The following is a 16037-nucleotide window of genomic DNA, read 5'->3' on the forward strand; positions in this document are numbered from 1 at the left end:
GCCCGTCAGCGGTAGGCGGACTCGCCGGTGATGGCCTCACCGAGGACCAGGGTGTGGATCTCACTGGTGCCCTCGTAGGTGAGCACCGACTCCAGGTTGTTGGCGTGCCGCAGCACCGGGTACTCGGTGGTGATGCCGTTGGCCCCGAGGACGGTCCGGGCGCTGCGGGCGATCTCCAGCGCGGTGCGGACGTTGTTGAGCTTGCCGAAGCTGACGTGCGGCGGGCGGGCCGCGCCCTGCTCCTTGAGCCGACCGATCCGCAGGGCGACCAGGTACGCCTTCTCGACCTCCAGCATCATCTCGACCAGCTTCTGCTGGGTCAGCTGGAAGCCCGCGATCGGGCGGTCGAACTGGATCCGGCTCTTGGCGTACTCCAGGGCGGAGGTGTAGCAGTCGCGGGCGGCGCCGACGGTGCCCCAGAGGATGCCGTAGCGCGCCTCGTTGAGGGAGGAGAGCGGTCCGCGCAGGCCGACCACCCCGGGCAGCACGGCATCGGCGGGCAGCACCACCTCGTCGAAGGCCAGCTCACTGGTGACCGAGGCGCGCAGCGAGAGCTTGCCGTGCACGTCGGTGGCGGTCAGCCCGCGGGTGCCGCGCTCGACCAGGAAGCCGCGCACGCCCTCCTCGGTCTGCGCCCAGACCACGGCGACGTCCGCGATGCTGCCGTTGGTGATCCACATCTTGCTGCCGGACAGCACCCAGTCGCCGCCCTCGCCGCCCTTCCGCACCGCCCGGGTGCGCATGTTGGCCGGGTCCGACCCGAAGTCCGGCTCGGTGAGGCCGAAGCAGCCGATCAGCTCGCCGGCGGCCATTCCGGGCAGCCAGCGCCGCTTCTGCTCCTCGGAGCCGAAGGCGTGGATCGAGCGCATCGCCAGCGAGCCCTGGACGGAGACGAAGCTGCGCAGCCCGGAGTCGGCCGCCTCCAGCTCCATGCAGGCCACCCCGTACGCCACCGCGTCGGCGCCCGCGCAGCCGTAGCCGTCGAGGTGCATCCCGAGCACGCCCAGGGCGCCGAGTTCGGGGGCGAGTTCGCGGGCCGGGAAGACCCCGCGCTCGAACCACTCGCCGATGTGCGGGCGGATGCGCTCCTCGGTGAACCGGCGCACGGTGTCGCGGACCAGCCGCTCCTCGTCGGAGAGCAGGTCGCCGACGGCGAGCAGGTCGGACGGGTCGATCCGGTTCGGCTTCGTCATTGAAGCTCCTTGTACTCTCGGCGGAATACCGGCGAGTATTCCGCACCCGGCCGAGCGGTGGGCGGGCGCGAACGAGTGAGGATGGCGACACGTCCGGCATCGCGTGCGGCCGACGAGAACACGCGGCGCGGAAGCGGGCCGAACGCACGCAACGGAAGGAACGGGGGCAGGAGATGGCGCGCTGGGCACTGGTCGTCCAGGAGACGGTGGGCATGGGCCAGGATCGGATCTGGGGGAGCAAGGTGCTCGCCGAGGTCGAGGGAACCCGCGAGGAGGCCGTCGAGGAGCTCAAGCGGCTCGTTCCCTCCTGCACTCCGGAGCACCCCTTCAACAGCCGACGGCGGACGCTGCTCCGCGACGGGGACGCCTACCTGCTGATCTCGCAGGGGAGCATGCGCGACTACCAGTGCGTGTTCAAGGTGTGGGAGCTGCTGTGGGACAGCAAGCGGCCGGAAGTACAGGCGGAGCGGCTGTCCGGAGAGCCGGGGGCGGGGCCGGGCGAGGACCGCTGACGGCAGACCGGCGGACAAGCGACGGCCGACAGACGACACACGAGAGACGAGAGACGAGAGACAACAGATCACAGCTGACAGATTTCAAATTCTGTCAGCTGTCACACCACCCCGCAGAGCCGCAGCAGCGCCGTCGTCGCCGCGCCCGCGACGACCACCGCCGGGAACGGCGCCCGGCGCAGCGCGAGCACCCCCGCGACCAGTACGCCCATCGGCCGGGCCCAGCCGGCGAAGCCGTGTCCCTGGGTCAGCGCACCGGTCGCGATCAGGGCCATCAGCAGGACCGCCGCCGCGACGGCCAGCAGGTGCCGCAGCCGCTCCGAGAGGGCCAGCCGGCCCGCGAGCAACGGCCCGGCCAGACGGTAGGCGTACGTTCCGGCCGCGAGCAACAGCACCGCGTACAGCGGCATCATCGGACGGCCTCCCTCTCCGGGCTCTCCGCGCCCGCCGTGTTCCGCCCGTCCGCCGCCTTCCGGCCGCCCGTCTCCCCCGCCGCCGGCCGCCCCGCGAACAGCAGCCCGACCAGGGCGAACAGCACCGGCAGTCCGGCCGGGACGAACGGCGTGGCCGCGACCGCGACCACCGCGCCCACCATCGCCGCGGTACGGGTCCGGCGGTCCGAGAGCGTGGGCAGGAGGAGCGCGAGCAGCACTGCGGGGAAGGCCGCGTCCAGGCCAAGCGCATCGGTGTCGCCGATCAGCCCGCCCGCGAGCGCGCCGAGCAGCACCGAGATGTTCCAGACCACGAACAGCGCGATCCCGCAGAGCCAGTACACGGCCCGGCGCCGGCGCGGCTCGCTCTGCTGCAGGACGAAGGCGGCGGTCTCGTCCGTGATCAACTGTGCCCCCACCAGCCGCCGCCACCAGGGGCCGTCGAGGACGTCGGCCACCGTGAAGCCGAAGGGGAGCAGCCGGGCGTTGAGCACCAGTCCGGTGGCGACCGCGGCAAGGGCGCCACCGCCGGAGAGCACCACGCCGACCGCCGCGAACTGGGAGCCGCCGGCGAACACCAGGACGGAGAGGGCGATCGGCACCCAGAGGGGCAGACCGCCGGAGACGCTGATCGCGCCGAAGGAGACGCCGACGAGGGCGTCGGCCAGGCAGACCAGAGCGATGTCCCGGAAGGTGGCACGCTCCAGTGTTCGAAGTAGCGAACGCATGTTCATTAGACTGAACCGACCAGGAGGCGTTCGTCAAGGCGAACAGGTGGACCGACAGATCGAACGAAAGTCGATGGAGCCGGCCATGGCAGCATGAACGGCGGCATCAGCCGCAGCGGAGCCGGACGAAGGGGCCAGGAGGAAACGTGAGTGGCAAGCATGAGTGACCTGACCACCCCGGAAACGGGCCCAGGCGGCTCCGACGCCAGCGATCACGGCAGCGGCGACAACGGCGGCACCAGCACCGGCACCGGCGGCGGCGCCGAGCTGATCGGCCAGATCGCCGCCTCGATCCGGCGCGAGCGCGAGCGCAGCGGGCTGTCGATGGCCGAACTGGCCCGGCGCGCGGGCATCGCCAAGTCCACGCTGTCCCAGCTGGAGTCGGGCGCGGGCAACCCCAGCGTGGAGACGCTCTGGGCGCTCGGGGTCGCGCTGAACGTGCCGTTCAGCCGGTTCGTCGACCCGCCGCGCCCGGCGGTCAAGGTGATCCGGGCCGGCGAGGGCCCGGTGACCCACTCCGAGCGCGCCGACTACGCCGCCACCGTGCTCTCCTCCTGCCCGCCCAACGCCCGGCGCGACATCTACCGGATCGAGGCGCAGCCGGGCGAGACCAGGGCCTCCGATCCCCACATGCCCGGCACCGTCGAGCACGTGATGATCGGCGCCGGGCGGGCGCTGGTCGGGCCGACCGAGGCGCCGGTCGAGCTGGGCCCGGGCGACTACGTCAGCTACCCGGGCGACACTCCGCACGTGTTCCGCGCCCTGGCGCCGGCCACCCTCGCGGTGATCGTCATGGAACACATCTGACGCACTCGCCCGACGCATCGTCAGGCACCGGGCTGTGCCGCGCTCCGGCTACTTCAACAGCCCGTCCAGGAAGGGGTTTCCGAACACCCGGTACGGGTCGTGGCGGTCCAGGACGGCGACCGCCTCGTCCCAGCCGGGCCCGCCGCCGGCCCGCAGGCTGTCTGGGATGACCCGCCCGAGGAGGTCGGGGTCGGACCAGGCGGCGTCATCGGTGTACGCCCAGCCCTTGGACCACTCGACCCGCAGGCCGGCCCGGGTGCCGTCGAAGGTGCGCAGCAGCCACTGCTCCAACTCCCGGGCGAAGCGTTCCAGTCCGGGGGTTCCGGGGAAGGCGAGGACGTCCAGCCAGACCGCCGTGTCCCACTCGGGGCGGTCGTCGCGCGGGCGCAGTGCGGACAGCAGCGGCGGCCGGGCGCCGGGGACGCCGGAGGAGGCCGGGTCGTCCAGCCCGGTGGCCCGGATCTCCACCGCGCCGTTCACCGGGAATTCCCCCCTGGCCTGGTAGGTGGCGAGCGACTCCCGGTAGTAGGCCGCGAATTCGCTGACCACCCACTGGAGGTCGGCACGCCTGGTGAGGATCGCGTAGCCATTGGCGGTGACCCGCAGGGTGGTCGGCCGGACGTACTGGAGCAGGGTGCGCGAGGGGCCCCAGAGATCGGACCGCAGGCCGCCGGCGAGCAGGTGGGTGAGCACCTCGCCGCTGAGCAGCCGGCGCAGCAGGGCGCCGGAGAGCAGGACCTCCGTGATGTCGCCGGTCAGTCCCACCTTCGCGACCAGGTACTGGAGTTGGCCGAACAGTGGGGCCGACGCCCAGGCGCCGGTGACGATCTCACCGGCGAGCCGCGCGACCGGTTCCGGCAGGTTGTCCGAGAAGGGGTAGTTGTAGGGGTGGTCGACGGACAGCGAGGCGAGCGGTTTGTCCGGGGTGACGCTCCAGGTCTTGAGCCAGGGGTACTCGGTGTAGGCGAACCAGATCGCCTCGACCCGGCCGTCGCGTTCCACGAAGTCGGCGAAGGTGCGCGGGCCTCCCCCGGCACCGCCGAGGACGCCGCCCAGTACTCCCCCGAGCACCCCGCCCAGCACCCCGCCGAGCTCGCCGTCCCCGCCCGTCCCCGCGCCGGGGCCCGGGCGGGCGAAGAGTTCGCCCGCCGGGATGTCGAGCCGGCTGACGCAGCGCAGCGGCCGGTCGGCGCCGGCCCGCAGCACCACCTCGGTGAGGAAGGCGCGGCCCAGGTGCACCAGGAAGGCGGCGCTGTCGGCCTCGGAGCGCTCGAAGGTGCGCAGCGTGTAGCGGCCGGCGGCCGGGTCGAGGACGACGGCGGTGAGCCGGACGACCTGGTTGCTGACCGAGCCGTAGCCGTGGCCCTCCGGCCGCACCTCCCCGGCGGCCGGCAGCGCGGTGCCGTGGCCGCCGATGGCGAGCACGCCGCCGACGGTGATCTCACCGGGCGCCGGGCAGGCGGTCAGGCCGAGGCCGCGGTCGGCCAGGTGGGCGAGCAGGGCCTCCATGGTGGCGCCGGTCTGCACCCGGACGGTGTCGGGCGAGTCGGCGCTGATCGCGGTGAGGTGCCGGCTGGTGTCCACCAGCAGGACCCGGGCGCTCTCCGGGGTGCCGGCGGCCACGGTGAGCGGCGCCCAGGTGTGCCGGTAGCCGGAGGCGCGCAGCCGCCAGCCCTTGGCGTGCGCCCAGTCGGCGAGGGCCGGGACCTCCTCGGGGGTGCGGGGCGCGCAGGTCCACAGCTGGTCGGTACGGATCTCGCCGGACCAGTTCTGGAAGACCCGCTGGTAGAGCTCGGTGCCGGCGGGCAGCCCGGGCGGTACGGGCGTGGCGGCCTCGGCGCTGTCCGGGCCGATGGTGCCGCGCAGCAGCCAGGCCGCACCGCCGAGTGCCGCCGACGCGCCCAGCAGCCGCCGGCGGGTGAGACCGCCGCCGGCGCCCCGCCCCGCACCCTGGCGATCGTCCGCCGGAGCCGTCGGGGGAGTGTTCGCGGGGGCGTCCACCGGGGCGCTCGTCGGGACCATCCCCTCCGTGGCGGCCCCGTCACCCGTTCCGCCCATCGGACCGTGTCCTGCGGTCATCCGTCCGTCCGCCCCTCGCGCTGGTTCCCCCCGGGCCGGGCTGCGGCGATCCGGGTCCGGCCGGAGTCCGCCCGGCCCGGTCTGGAGCGTACGAAGGGGCGCACGGCAGTTTGAAGCGCCCGCCGGGGATCTCACTCCTTCGAGTGAGATCGACCCGATCGGCGCCAGGAGCCCCGCCCGTCTGCCCCGTACCCCGCCCGAAGGCTGTTGCCCACGTCCTCGGCGGGCGCATAGGTTGATCATCGACACCCCACCTCACGCCACCCCACCGCCGGAGGCTCCGCCGTGTCCTCGACCGCGACCGCGTCGCTGACCGTCACCGCCGCCCAGCCCCGCTGCGCGGCCGCCCACCGTCCGGACACCGTGTCCGAGAACGTCGCCCTGCACGCCGCGGCGGTCCGGGAGGCGGGCACCCGGCTGGTGGTGTTCCCCGAGCTGTCGCTGACCGGCTACGACCTGGCCGCACCGGCCGTCGACCCGGCGGACGCCCGCCTCGCCCCCCTGGTGGCCGCCTGCGCCGAGGCCGGTGCCGTCGCCCTGGTCGGGGCGCCGGTCGCCGAGACCGACGGTCGCGAGTCCATCGCCACGCTGGCGGTCACCGGGGACGGCGCCCAGGTCGTCTACCGGAAGATGCGCCTGCACGGCGCCGAGGTCGAGCGCTTCGCCCCCGGCGAGAAGCCCGCCGTCCTGGAGCTGGACGGCCTGCGGCTCGGCCTGGCCGTCTGCGCGGACGCCGCCGACCCGGCGCACGCCGCGGAGACCGCCGCGCTCGGCATCGACGCCTACGTCGCCTCCACCCTCTACGGGCCCGGTGCCGCCCAGGCCGAACGTCGGGACGGCCACTTCCGAGACCGGGCCGCCGCCCACGGGGTGTGGTGCGTGCTCTCGACCTCCGCCGGCGCCACCGGCGAGTACCCGGACAGCTCGGGCGGTTCCGGTGTCTGGGCCCCGGGCGGCGACCTCGTGGTCCAGGCCGGCACCGCGCCGGGCGAACTGGTCCGCGTCGAGCTTCCCGGGCGGTAGGCACCCGGGGCGGTGGCTGCCAGACCGGGTAGGCGCCCGGCCGGAAGGCATCCGGCCGGTAGGCACCCGGCCTGAACCCGGTTCACCCGGGCCGGAGGCCGGGCCGTCCCGGCCGGAAACCGGATCACCCCGACCGGAAATACCCGGGCCCCCTCCGCGGCTGTGGTGATCGGAGATCCGTTCCGGGCCGGTCCGGCCCGTACAGGAGGTGCAGCGCGCGATGGGTGGCCAGCAGGAACAGCCGCAGGAGTACCGGATCGAGCACGACTCGATGGGCGAGGTCCGGGTGCCGGCCGACGCGAAGTGGCAGGCGCAGACGCAGCGGGCGGTGGAGAACTTCCCGGTGTCCGGCCAGCGGCTGGAGCGGGCGCACATCGCCGCGCTGGCCCGGATCAAGGCCGCCGCGGCCCGGGTGAACGCCCGGCTCGGGGTGCTGGAGGAGGAGACGGCGGAGGCGATCGCGGCGGCGGCCGAGGAGGTCGCGGAGGGGCGCTGGGACGACCAGTTCCCGGTGGACGTGTTCCAGACCGGTTCGGGCACCTCGTCCAACATGAACACCAACGAGGTGATCGCCACCCTGGCCGGGGAGCGGCTGGGCCGGCCCGTCCACCCGAACGACCACGTCAACGCCAGTCAGTCGTCCAACGACGTCTTCCCGTCCTCGATCCACATCGCCGCCACGGCCGCCGTCACCCACGACCTGGTCCCGGCGCTGGAGCACCTCGCGGAGGCGCTGGAGCGCAAGGCCGCCGAGTTCGCCCGGGTCGTCAAGTCGGGCCGCACGCACCTGATGGACGCCACGCCCGTCACGCTCGGCCAGGAGTTCGGCGGCTACGCGGCGCAGGTGCGGCACGGGCGGGAGCGGCTGCTGGCCACCCTCCCGCGGGTGGCCGAACTCCCGCTCGGCGGCACGGCGGTGGGCACCGGCATCAACACCCCGCCCGGGTTTCCGGCGGCCGTCATCGCCGAGGTCGCCCGCGCCACCGACCTGCCGCTGACCGAGGCCAGGAACCACTTCGAGGCCCAGGGCGCGCGGGACGCCCTGGTCGAGCTGAGCGGTCAACTGCGCACGGTCGCGGTCGGGTTCACGAAGATCGCGAACGACCTGCGGTGGATGGGGTCCGGTCCGCGCACCGGGCTCGGAGAGATCAACCTGCCGGATCTCCAGCCCGGTTCGTCGATCATGCCGGGCAAGGTGAACCCGGTGCTGCCCGAGGTGGTGCTGATGGTGGCCGCCCAGGTGGTGGGCAACGACGCGACGGTGACGCTGGCGGGCGCGAGCGGCAACTTCGAGCTGAACGTGATGCTCCCGGTGATCGCCCGCAACGTGCTGGAGTCGGTGCGGCTGCTCGCCAGCAGCGCCCGGCTGCTGGCCGACCGGACGGTCGACGGCATCACCGCCAACGTCGAACGGGCGCGGGAGTACGCGGAGTCCTCGCCCTCGGTGGTGACCCCGCTGAACCGCCACATCGGGTACGAGGAGGCCGCGAAGGTCGCCAAGCAGGCGCTGGCCGAGCGCAAGACGATCCGTCAGGTGGTGCTGGAGCGCGGCTACCTGGAGCAGGGGCTGCTCACCGAGGAGCAGTTGGACGAGGCCCTGGACGTGCTGCGGATGACGCACCCGTGAGCCGCTGACGCGCCCCTGAACGGCCGGGGCGCCCCTGCGGATGACGGCGCTCCTCGGCGGAGGACGGCGCCCGGCGCGCGGGTGGCGCCCCTGCCGGGGCGTGCGCCGGGGCGCGGCGGGCGTCAGGCCCTCCGCGCCCCGGCACGGGCTGCGGGGAAGATCAGCCCTTGGCGCGGCCGGCCCGGCCGCGCCGCATCGACGCTCCGTTCGACGTCATGGTCGCCATCGAGATCGCCGCGAGGCCGAGCAGGAACATGACGGCACCCGCGATGACGCAGGTCACGATGTTCTTGCCGACCGCGACGGACCCGGAGACGGCCCATGGGGAGATGATCGTCCAGACACCGAGCGCGGCGGCCGCCCAGGCCCGCGCGTGGGTGCGTTCGTAGGCCGATCCGTAGCCGGCCATCAGGGCCGTGTAGGCCAGACCCACGATCAGGCAGGTCACGGTCAGGGTGCTGAACGCGGTGAAGCCGACGATCCATGGCGATGCCGCCAGGAAGAGGCCGGCCAGGACCGCCAGGGCTTCGATGCCCTGGGCGCGGGGGGTCGACGTGACCCGCTCGTAACGTTCGCGCAGTTCGACGATGTCCGGATGGTGCTCCATGCCCGTCGTCGGGATATGGGTTGCCACCGATACCACCTCCTGTGGTCGGAACCGGTCGGAACCGGTAAGGCGCTTGCCCCGTACCCATTCTGGCGCCTATCTAACGTTTTGCACCTGTTGACCGGGAATGACCGATAACCATCCGATCACGCCGGTGACCTGTGTCTCAACCGCCCGGGCCGCCATTGCCTATGCAACTCGTTGCATAGCAGGATGCGAGCCATGGCACTGGAGCACGCGATCCTCGTCTCACTGCTGGAGCAGCCCGGCTCCGGCTACGAGCTCGCCCGGCGGTTCGACCGCTCGATCGGACGCTTCTGGACCGCCACCCACCAGCAGATCTACCGGGTGCTGCGGCGGATGGAGGCGGACGGCTGGGTGGCCGCACAGGAGGTCCCCCAGGACGGGCGCCCGGACAAGAAGGTGTACTCGGCGGCCGAGGCCGGACGGACCGCGCTGGCCGGCTGGCTGCGCGAACCGGTCGAGCCGGAGACCGTCCGGCACGAGCTCGCGGTCAAGATCCGGGCCGCCGCCTTCGACGACCCGGCCGCCCTGGTCTCCGAGGTCGAGCGGCACCGCGAGAGCCATGCCGCCCTGCTCGCCCGCTACCTGCACGGCGAGCAGCGGGACTTCCCGGACGCCACCGCGCTCGACGCCCGGCAGCAGCTGCAGCACGTGGTGCTGCGCGGCGGCATCGAGTACGAGCGGATGACGCTCGCCTGGCTCGACGACGTGCTCGCCACCCTCCGCCGGCTCGCCGCCGACCGGCCCTCCTGACGGCCGCGCCCTGGACGGCCGCCCGGCCGTCCAGGCCGTTCCCGCCGCCGCACCGCCCTCTCCGTACCCTCGACCCCGGGAGCCCCTCGATGCTCTTCAACCCGCGTAGCTACGACCCCGCACAGTTCGACGAGCCGACCCGCCGGCTGCTGCGCGCGACGGTGGACTGGTTCGAGTCCCGCGGCAAGAAGGCGCTGATCGACACCTACATCGACCGCAGCTGGTACGCCGACTTCCTGGAGTTCGCCGCGAAGGAGGGCCTGTTCGCGGAGTTCCTGACCCCCGCCGCGGCCGACCCCGACAAGCGCTGGGACACCGCGCGGATCGCCGAGCTGAACGAGATCCTCGGCTTCTACGGCCTCGGCTACTGGTACACCTGGCAGGTCACCATCCTGGGCCTCGGCCCGGTCTGGCAGAGCGGCAACGAGGCCGTCCGCGCCCGCGCCGCCAAGCTCCTCGCCGAAGGCCACGTGATGGCCTTCGGCCTCTCCGAGCGCACCCACGGCGCCGACATCTACTCCACCGACATGATCCTCACCCCGGACGGCGAGGGCGGCTTCACCGCGACCGGCTCCAAGTACTACATCGGCAACGGCAACGTGGCCGGCCTGGTCTCGGTGTTCGGCCGCCGCTCGGACGTCGAAGGCCCGGAGGGCTACGTCTTCTTCGCCGCCGACAGCCGTCACGACGCGTACCACCTGGTCAAGAACGTGGTGAACGCGCAGATGTACGTCAGCGAGTTCCGCCTGGAGGACTACCCGGTGCGTGCCGAGGACGTGCTGCACACCGGTCAGGCCGCCTTCGACGCCGCGCTCAACACCGTCAACGTCGGCAAGTTCAACCTGTGCACCGCCTCGATCGGCATCTGCGAGCACGCGATGTACGAGGCCGTCACGCACGCCCACAACCGGATGCTGTACGGCAAGCGGGTCACCGACTTCCCGCACGTCAAGCGGGAGTTGACCGACGCCTACGTCCGCCTGGCGGCGATGAAGCTGTTCAGCGCGCGGGCCGTGGACTACTTCCGCACCGCCTCCCCCGAGGACCGCCGCTACCTGCTGTTCAACCCGATGACCAAGATGAAGGTCACCACCGAGGGCGAGAAGGTCATCGACCTGATGTGGGACGTCATCGCGGCCAAGGGCTTCGAGGCGGACACCTACTTCGACAAGGCCGCGAAGGACATCCGCGGCCTGCCGAAGCTGGAGGGCACCGTCCACGTCAACCTGGCGCTGATCCTCAAGTTCATGGGCAACTACCTGTTCGCCCCGGCCGACTACGCGCCGGTGCCGACCCGCCTCGACGCCACCGACGACGCCTTCCTGTTCCAGCAGGGCCCGGCCCGCGGCCTCGGCGCGATCCGCTTCCACGACTGGCGCACCGCCTACGACCGCCACGCCGGGCTGCCCAACGTCGCCCGCTTCCGCGAACAGGCCGACGGCTTCTGCGCGTTGCTGCTCCAGAACGCGCCGAGCAAGGAGCAGCAGGCGGACCTGGACTTCCTGCTGGAGATCGGACAGCTGTTCGCGCTGATCGTCTACGGCCAGCTGGTGCTGGAGCAGGCCGAGTTGACCGGCCTGACCGCCTCCGAGCACGGCGGCGACGTGCTGGACCGGATCTTCGACGCGCTGGTCCGCGACTTCTCGGCGCACGCCACCGAGCTGCACGGCAAGGCCTCGGCCACCGAGGAGCAGGCCGCCTGGGCGCTGGCGAACGTCCGGCGCCCGGTCGCCGACGCGGCGCGGGACGCCCGGGTCTGGGCGCAGGTCGAGGCGCTCTCCGGCGCGTACGAGATGCGGCCGTAAGGCCCGGACGGCAAGACCCCGGGGGTGCCGGTCGGCGGGCCGGCACCCCCGGTTCGCTTTCTCCGGGTCGACCCGGTCGTTCAACGACCACGGATGGACCGGCCGTTCGTCGCTCCGGATCGGCCCGCTCGTTCAACGCGCCGGTCCGGTGAGGACGTTCAGCGCTCCGGATTGGCCCGATCGTCGCCGAGACCCATGTCGCGGGCCCGGGCGACCGCCTCGGCACGGGTGGCGACGTGCAGCTTCTCGAAGATGTGGGTGATGTGGTTGCGGACGGTCTTCTCCGCGACCACCAGCTCCCGGGCGATCCGCCGGTTGTCCAGCCCGCGCGCGACCAGGTCCAGCACCTCGGCCTCGCGGGTGGTGAGTTCGGGGAAGAGCTGTCCCGCCTCGCGCATCTTCGCGCCGGCCAGCAGGGCGGTGATCCGTCCGGCCACCTCGCCGCCGAACACCGCGCCGCCCGCCGCGACCGTCCGCACCGCGTGCAGCACCTCCTCCCGCCCGGCCCCCTTGACCAGGTAGCCGCGCGCGCCCGCCTGGAGGGCGGCCAGCAGGTTGCCGTCGTCGTCCGACATGGTCAGCATCAGTACCGGCGGCGGCGCCTCCTGGGTGGCGAGCTGCCGGACGGCCTCCAGCCCGGAGCCGTCGGGCAGTGAGAGGTCCATGATCACCACGGTCGGGCGGTGCCGGGCGACCGCCTCCGGGACGTCGGCGACCCGCTCGGCCTCGGCGACCACCAGGACGCCCTCGGCGCTCTCCAGCGCCGCCTTGAGCCCCTCCCGGAAGAGCGGGTGGTCGTCGACGATCAGCACACGGACGGACGGGCTGCCGCCCGGGTACGCGGGCGCCACCGGTTGTTCTTCATCCACCCGGCCGACACTATCAGCGGCTATCCCGTGACTTTCCGTGACAGGCTCGCGGAGTCCTCAGCGTGTCGGGCCGGAGCGGACCGGGACGGGCCCGAACGCGCGGGGCCCGGCGCGGCTGCGACCGCCCGAGCCGCCGGCGGAGGTGGGGGTGGGGGTGGGGGTGGGGATGGAGGTGGCCAACAGGCCCAGGTCACAGAGAACAGACGACAACCGACAGATGACAGATTTTGAAATCTGTCATCTGTCGGTTGTCATGGATGGGTTGTCGCGGGCCGAGCGTCCGGCTCTCTTCTTCTAGGGACCGATCGAGGCCGATCGCTCCGGCCTCAACTCTGCGGACCGGCCTGCCCCGAGCGCATGGGCCTGCTGCCCCACTCCGGCCCCAGAACCGCGCCGGGAGCGCCGACGCGACCCAGCACCGCGGCGACCGGTCCGCGCCGGCCGGCCCGGAGGCCATACCGCTCCCCCGCCCGGACGTAGACCAGGTCTCCTGCGAGCAGCGGTACTTCACCGAGCTCGCCGAGGAAGGCGGCGGCCCCGGAGAGGACCACCAGGAAGGCGTCGGCGGCCCGGTCCGTGTACGGCCCGCAGATGCCGTCCTGGTCGAGCCGCACGGCGCCCACCTCCACCTGCCGCCAGCTCGCGGCGGGCGCGGAGCTCGACCGCTGGATCGGGACGGCGGCCCGGAGCGGGGCGGGCCGGACGGTGAGCACGGTGGTCGGCGCGCCGCGGACGGCGGAGATCCGGCAGGAGGTGCCGGGCCGGTGGTGCAGCGCCTCGCCCGGGGAGAGGATCCGACCGGCCGCGAACAGCCGGCCGGAGAGCACCACGGTCACCGACTCGACGGACTCGTAGGGGAGTTGTTCGACCTGGACGCCCGGCGGCAGCGCCTCGACGGTCAGTCCGGCGCGGATGGCCGGCCGCTGCTCCGGGTCGATCAGCCGCTGGAACGCGGGGGCGGTGCGGGGGACCGCGGCGGGGACGAGTATCAAGAGGACTCCTCTGGCGAGGACTGGCGGGACCGGTCAGGGCCGGTCGCGTCGGACGGCGCGGCGTCGGGCCAGGGCGGCCCGGGTGCCGGCGCGGTGCCGCGGTACGGCGAGGGTCAGGCAGAGCAGTTCCGCGCCGAGCGGCCCGGCTTCGAGGTGCAGGGTGCGGCCGCGGCGGGCCAGCAGCAGGTCGCCTTCGGAGGCCAAGTGGTCCGGTTCGTTCGACAGTTGACCGACGACGGCGGCACCGCGCAGCACGTGCAGCACGGTCTCGGCGTCGGGCCGGCCAGGCAGCACGTGGTGGGCGCCCGGGCTCAGCCGCAGGTGGTCGAAGGCCTCGCAGGCGCTGGCGAGCATCGGGCTCCGGGCGAGGGAGCGGATCCGTACGCGTTCGCCGTTCGGACCGATGACGACCATGGCCGCGCCGGTGTCGGTGGTGACGATCACCTGGGGTCACCTTCTTCGGGAGAGGCTTCGGGCGGGTATGCGAAGGAGGCGGGGACGGCCAGCAGGGCGTGGAAGTACTCCAGCCCGGCCGTCCCGGCGGTCAGGACGGTCCGCGAGCCGAGCGGCAGCACGACCGCGGTGCCCTCGACCAGCGGCAGGCCGGCGTCGGCGCGCTCCGGATGGTCCGGGTGCACGGCGTCCTCGGGCGGTTCGGCGAGCCCGGAGCCGGCCGTGACGTAGAGCGCGTGCTCGACGCCGTCGGCGGCCACTTCGGTGCTCCGGCCCGGGTCGAGTCGTTGCAGGCCGACACCGCGCAGCGGTCCGGCGAGCAGGCGGCCGGGGTCGACGGCGCCTCGGCGGCGCAGGTCGGTGATGACGGTGCCCGACATGACGGGCGCTCCTTCCGGTCGCGGGCGGGCTCTGCGGTCCGCCTCTGCGGTCAACCGTGCGCCGCCCGTTGTCCCGGTCACACGGGGGTGTCGTCCCGTCCGGATCCCGATCCGTTCCCGCCCCGATCCCGGTCGGCTCCCGGTCGGCTCCCGGTCGGCTCCCGGTCGGCTCCCGGTCGGCTCCCGGTCGGCTCCCGCCCAGCGTCCCGGTCTCCCGCCCCGCGTCTCGGCCCGCCCGCGCCCACCCCGCGCGACCGGCCCCGTCCCTGCCCGCGCCCGGCGGTCCTCCGCGACCGCCCAGACCCGGCCGGAACGACGTACGGTGGAACCGGAGGCCGTGTCATGCACGTCACCGGAACCCACTTCACCCGCTTCGCCGACCGCACCGAGGCAGGCCGTCGACTGGCCGCCCGGCTCGGCCACCTGGCCGACCCCGACACCGTGGTCGTGGCGCTGCCGCGGGGCGGCGTACCGGTGGCCGCCGAGGTCGCCGCGGCGCTCGGCGCGCCACTGGACATCTGCGTGATCCGCAAGCTCGGCGTGCCCTACCAGCCCGAGCTCGGCATGGGGGCGATCGGCGAGGACGGCGTCCGGGTGCTGAACGACCAGGTCATCCGGTTCTCCTCGGTCACCGACGGGCAACTGGCCGAGGTGGAGCGGCTGGAGCGCGCCGAGCTGGCGCGCCGGGCCCGCCGCTACCGCGGCGGCCGGCCGCCCACCGACCTGCGCGGACGCACCGTGGTGGTGGTGGACGACGGCATCGCCACCGGGTCCACCGCCCGGGCGGCCTGCCAGATCGTCCGGGAGCGCGGCGCGGACCGGGTGGTGCTCGCGGTGCCGGTCGCGCCCGCGGACTGGGTCGAGCGCCTCGGCGACGTCGCCGACGAGCTGGTCTGCGTCGACACGCCGTCCCCGTTCTACGCGATCGGCGAGTTCTACGCCGACTTCTCGCAGACCGAGGACGAGGAGGTGCTGCGGCTGCTGGCCGAGGCCCGCGACGACCCGCCCGCGGGCTCGTCCGGGGTGGACCGCGAGCTGCTGCTGCCCGTCGCCGGGGTCCGTCTGGCCGGCCGGCTGACCGTCCCGGCCGGCGCGCGCGGGGTCGTCGTCTTCGCGCACGGCAGCGGCAGCGGCCGGCACAGCCCGCGCAACCGGCGGGTCGCCGAGTACCTGAACCGCACCGGGCTGGCCACGCTGTTGTTCGACCTGCTCACCGAGGCCGAGGAGGCCGACCGGCGGAACGTGTTCGACGTGGCGATGCTGGGCGGCCGGCTGACCGCCGTCGCCCGGCGGCTGGGCACGGCGGAGGACGCCCCGGACACCGCCGTGCCCGAGACCCGGGGCCTGCCGCTCGGTCTGTTCGGCGCCAGCACCGGGGCCGCGGCCGCGCTGCACACCGCCGCGGAGCTGGGCTCCGCCGTGCGCGCCGTGGTCTCCCGGGGCGGCCGCCCGGACCTCGCCGCACCCGACACGCTGGCCCAGGTCCGCGCGCCGACGCTGCTCGTCGTCGGCTCCCTGGACCCCACCGTGCTGGACCTCAACCGGCGGGCCCGGAGCCGGCTGCGCTGCGAGACCGCGCTGGCGGTGGTGCCGCACGCGAGCCACCTGTTCGAGGAGCCGGGGACGCTGGACCGGGTCGCCGAGCTGGCCTCGGACTGGTTCCTCCGCCACCTCCCGCGCCCCGTCGGCCCCGGAAGTGCCTGACCGTCCCATTGCACAGTCTTCGGGCATCACTCCCGGTCGGCAGCACATTT

The 16037-nt window shown here is 73.6% G+C and carries 16 protein-coding genes; 7 read left to right on the forward strand and 9 right to left on the reverse strand.

Annotation, left to right across the window (positions count from 1 at the left end):
* Nucleotides 1-5 precede the first annotated feature (5 nt).
* Nucleotides 6-1193 carry an acyl-CoA dehydrogenase family protein gene (locus tag ACIQI7_RS16265; protein ID WP_401109945.1) on the reverse strand — a complete coding sequence of 396 codons (1188 nt, stop codon included), beginning with the start codon at nucleotides 1191-1193 and terminating at the stop codon, nucleotides 6-8.
* A gap of 173 nt (nucleotides 1194-1366) precedes the next feature.
* On the opposite strand from ACIQI7_RS16265, the gene ACIQI7_RS16270 reads away from it, so the two are divergent.
* On the forward strand, nucleotides 1367-1705 hold the full coding sequence (locus ACIQI7_RS16270; protein ID WP_401109948.1) for a hypothetical protein: 339 nt from the start codon (nucleotides 1367-1369) through the stop codon (nucleotides 1703-1705).
* 101 nt (nucleotides 1706-1806) lie between these two features.
* Here the strand turns inward: ACIQI7_RS16270 and ACIQI7_RS16275 are convergent, their stop codons facing one another.
* Nucleotides 1807-2115: an AzlD domain-containing protein gene (locus ACIQI7_RS16275; RefSeq protein ID WP_401110491.1), complete on the reverse strand. Its 309-nt coding sequence runs from the start codon at nucleotides 2113-2115 to the stop codon at nucleotides 1807-1809.
* Nucleotides 2115-2864: an AzlC family ABC transporter permease gene (locus ACIQI7_RS16280; protein ID WP_401109950.1), complete on the reverse strand. Its 750-nt coding sequence runs from the start codon at nucleotides 2862-2864 to the stop codon at nucleotides 2115-2117. Before ACIQI7_RS16280 ends, ACIQI7_RS16275 begins: the two co-directional genes overlap by 1 nt.
* A 150-nt stretch (nucleotides 2865-3014) precedes the next feature.
* On the opposite strand from ACIQI7_RS16280, the gene ACIQI7_RS16285 reads away from it, so the two are divergent.
* Nucleotides 3015-3671, forward strand: a complete 657-nt coding sequence (locus tag ACIQI7_RS16285) for a helix-turn-helix domain-containing protein (protein ID WP_401109953.1) — start codon at nucleotides 3015-3017, stop codon at nucleotides 3669-3671.
* A 48-nt stretch (nucleotides 3672-3719) separates the two neighbouring features.
* Here the strand turns inward: ACIQI7_RS16285 and ACIQI7_RS16290 are convergent, their stop codons facing one another.
* Nucleotides 3720-5693 carry a cholesterol oxidase substrate-binding domain-containing protein gene (locus ACIQI7_RS16290; protein ID WP_401109955.1) on the reverse strand — a complete coding sequence of 658 codons (1974 nt, stop codon included), beginning with the start codon at nucleotides 5691-5693 and terminating at the stop codon, nucleotides 3720-3722.
* Nucleotides 5694-6035: 342 nt separating this feature from the next.
* Here ACIQI7_RS16290 and ACIQI7_RS16295 point away from each other — a divergent pair, with 342 nt between their 5' ends.
* Complete coding sequence (locus ACIQI7_RS16295) at nucleotides 6036-6773, forward strand: carbon-nitrogen hydrolase family protein (protein ID WP_401109958.1); 738 nt, start codon at nucleotides 6036-6038, stop codon at nucleotides 6771-6773.
* Nucleotides 6774-6993: 220 nt separating this feature from the next.
* On the forward strand, nucleotides 6994-8400 hold the full coding sequence (locus ACIQI7_RS16300) for a class II fumarate hydratase (protein ID WP_401109961.1): 1407 nt from the start codon (nucleotides 6994-6996) through the stop codon (nucleotides 8398-8400).
* Nucleotides 8401-8560: 160 nt separating this feature from the next.
* Here the strand turns inward: ACIQI7_RS16300 and ACIQI7_RS16305 are convergent, their stop codons facing one another.
* Entirely contained in the window at nucleotides 8561-9034 is a 474-nt protein-coding gene (locus ACIQI7_RS16305) for an SPW repeat protein (protein ID WP_387757642.1), read from the reverse strand.
* A gap of 195 nt (nucleotides 9035-9229) precedes the next feature.
* Here ACIQI7_RS16305 and ACIQI7_RS16310 point away from each other — a divergent pair, with 195 nt between their 5' ends.
* Together ACIQI7_RS16310 and ACIQI7_RS16315 are read left to right on the forward strand one after the other, a co-directional pair.
* On the forward strand, nucleotides 9230-9784 hold the full coding sequence (locus ACIQI7_RS16310; protein WP_401109965.1) for a PadR family transcriptional regulator: 555 nt from the start codon (nucleotides 9230-9232) through the stop codon (nucleotides 9782-9784).
* An 89-nt stretch (nucleotides 9785-9873) separates the two neighbouring features.
* Complete coding sequence (locus ACIQI7_RS16315; RefSeq protein ID WP_401109967.1) at nucleotides 9874-11589, forward strand: acyl-CoA dehydrogenase family protein; 1716 nt, start codon at nucleotides 9874-9876, stop codon at nucleotides 11587-11589.
* Nucleotides 11590-11747: 158 nt separating this feature from the next.
* Here the strand turns inward: ACIQI7_RS16315 and ACIQI7_RS16320 are convergent, their stop codons facing one another.
* The 4 genes from ACIQI7_RS16320 to ACIQI7_RS16335 form a co-directional block, all read right to left on the reverse strand.
* Nucleotides 11748-12458: a response regulator gene (locus ACIQI7_RS16320; protein ID WP_401109970.1), complete on the reverse strand. Its 711-nt coding sequence runs from the start codon at nucleotides 12456-12458 to the stop codon at nucleotides 11748-11750.
* A 326-nt stretch (nucleotides 12459-12784) separates the two neighbouring features.
* Nucleotides 12785-13450, reverse strand: coding sequence for a hypothetical protein (locus ACIQI7_RS16325; RefSeq protein WP_401109973.1), 666 nt, complete (start codon nucleotides 13448-13450; stop codon nucleotides 12785-12787).
* A 33-nt stretch (nucleotides 13451-13483) separates the two neighbouring features.
* On the reverse strand, nucleotides 13484-13894 hold the full coding sequence (locus ACIQI7_RS16330; RefSeq protein WP_401109976.1) for a hypothetical protein: 411 nt from the start codon (nucleotides 13892-13894) through the stop codon (nucleotides 13484-13486).
* Nucleotides 13891-14283 (reverse strand): hypothetical protein, encoded by a 393-nt coding sequence (locus ACIQI7_RS16335; RefSeq protein WP_401109979.1) that lies wholly within the window; start codon nucleotides 14281-14283, stop codon nucleotides 13891-13893. Before ACIQI7_RS16335 ends, ACIQI7_RS16330 begins: the two co-directional genes overlap by 4 nt.
* A 342-nt stretch (nucleotides 14284-14625) precedes the next feature.
* Here ACIQI7_RS16335 and ACIQI7_RS16340 point away from each other — a divergent pair, with 342 nt between their 5' ends.
* The gene (locus tag ACIQI7_RS16340) at nucleotides 14626-15987 is read left to right on the forward strand and encodes a phosphoribosyltransferase family protein (RefSeq protein ID WP_401109982.1); all 1362 of its coding nucleotides are present in this window, start codon (nucleotides 14626-14628) and stop codon (nucleotides 15985-15987) included.
* Nucleotides 15988-16037: the final 50 nt, after the last annotated feature.

The organism is Kitasatospora sp. NPDC092039 (genome assembly GCF_044756065.1).
Taxonomy (GTDB): domain Bacteria; phylum Actinomycetota; class Actinomycetes; order Streptomycetales; family Streptomycetaceae; genus Kitasatospora.

Coding starts and splice junctions, on each gene's coding strand:
- ACIQI7_RS16265 (WP_401109945.1), bottom strand. CDS start 1,193: ATGACGAAGCCGAACCGGATCGACCCGTCCGACCTGCTCGCCGTCGGC.
- ACIQI7_RS16270 (WP_401109948.1), top strand. CDS start 1,367: ATGGCGCGCTGGGCACTGGTCGTCCAGGAGACGGTGGGCATGGGCCAG.
- ACIQI7_RS16275 (WP_401110491.1), bottom strand. CDS start 2,115: ATGCCGCTGTACGCGGTGCTGTTGCTCGCGGCCGGAACGTACGCCTAC.
- ACIQI7_RS16280 (WP_401109950.1), bottom strand. CDS start 2,864: ATGCGTTCGCTACTTCGAACACTGGAGCGTGCCACCTTCCGGGACATC.
- ACIQI7_RS16290 (WP_401109955.1), bottom strand. CDS start 5,693: ATGGTCCCGACGAGCGCCCCGGTGGACGCCCCCGCGAACACTCCCCCG.
- ACIQI7_RS16300 (WP_401109961.1), top strand. CDS start 6,994: ATGGGTGGCCAGCAGGAACAGCCGCAGGAGTACCGGATCGAGCACGAC.
- ACIQI7_RS16310 (WP_401109965.1), top strand. CDS start 9,230: ATGGCACTGGAGCACGCGATCCTCGTCTCACTGCTGGAGCAGCCCGGC.
- ACIQI7_RS16315 (WP_401109967.1), top strand. CDS start 9,874: ATGCTCTTCAACCCGCGTAGCTACGACCCCGCACAGTTCGACGAGCCG.
- ACIQI7_RS16335 (WP_401109979.1), bottom strand. CDS start 14,283: ATGTCGGGCACCGTCATCACCGACCTGCGCCGCCGAGGCGCCGTCGAC.
- ACIQI7_RS16340 (WP_401109982.1), top strand. CDS start 14,626: ATGCACGTCACCGGAACCCACTTCACCCGCTTCGCCGACCGCACCGAG.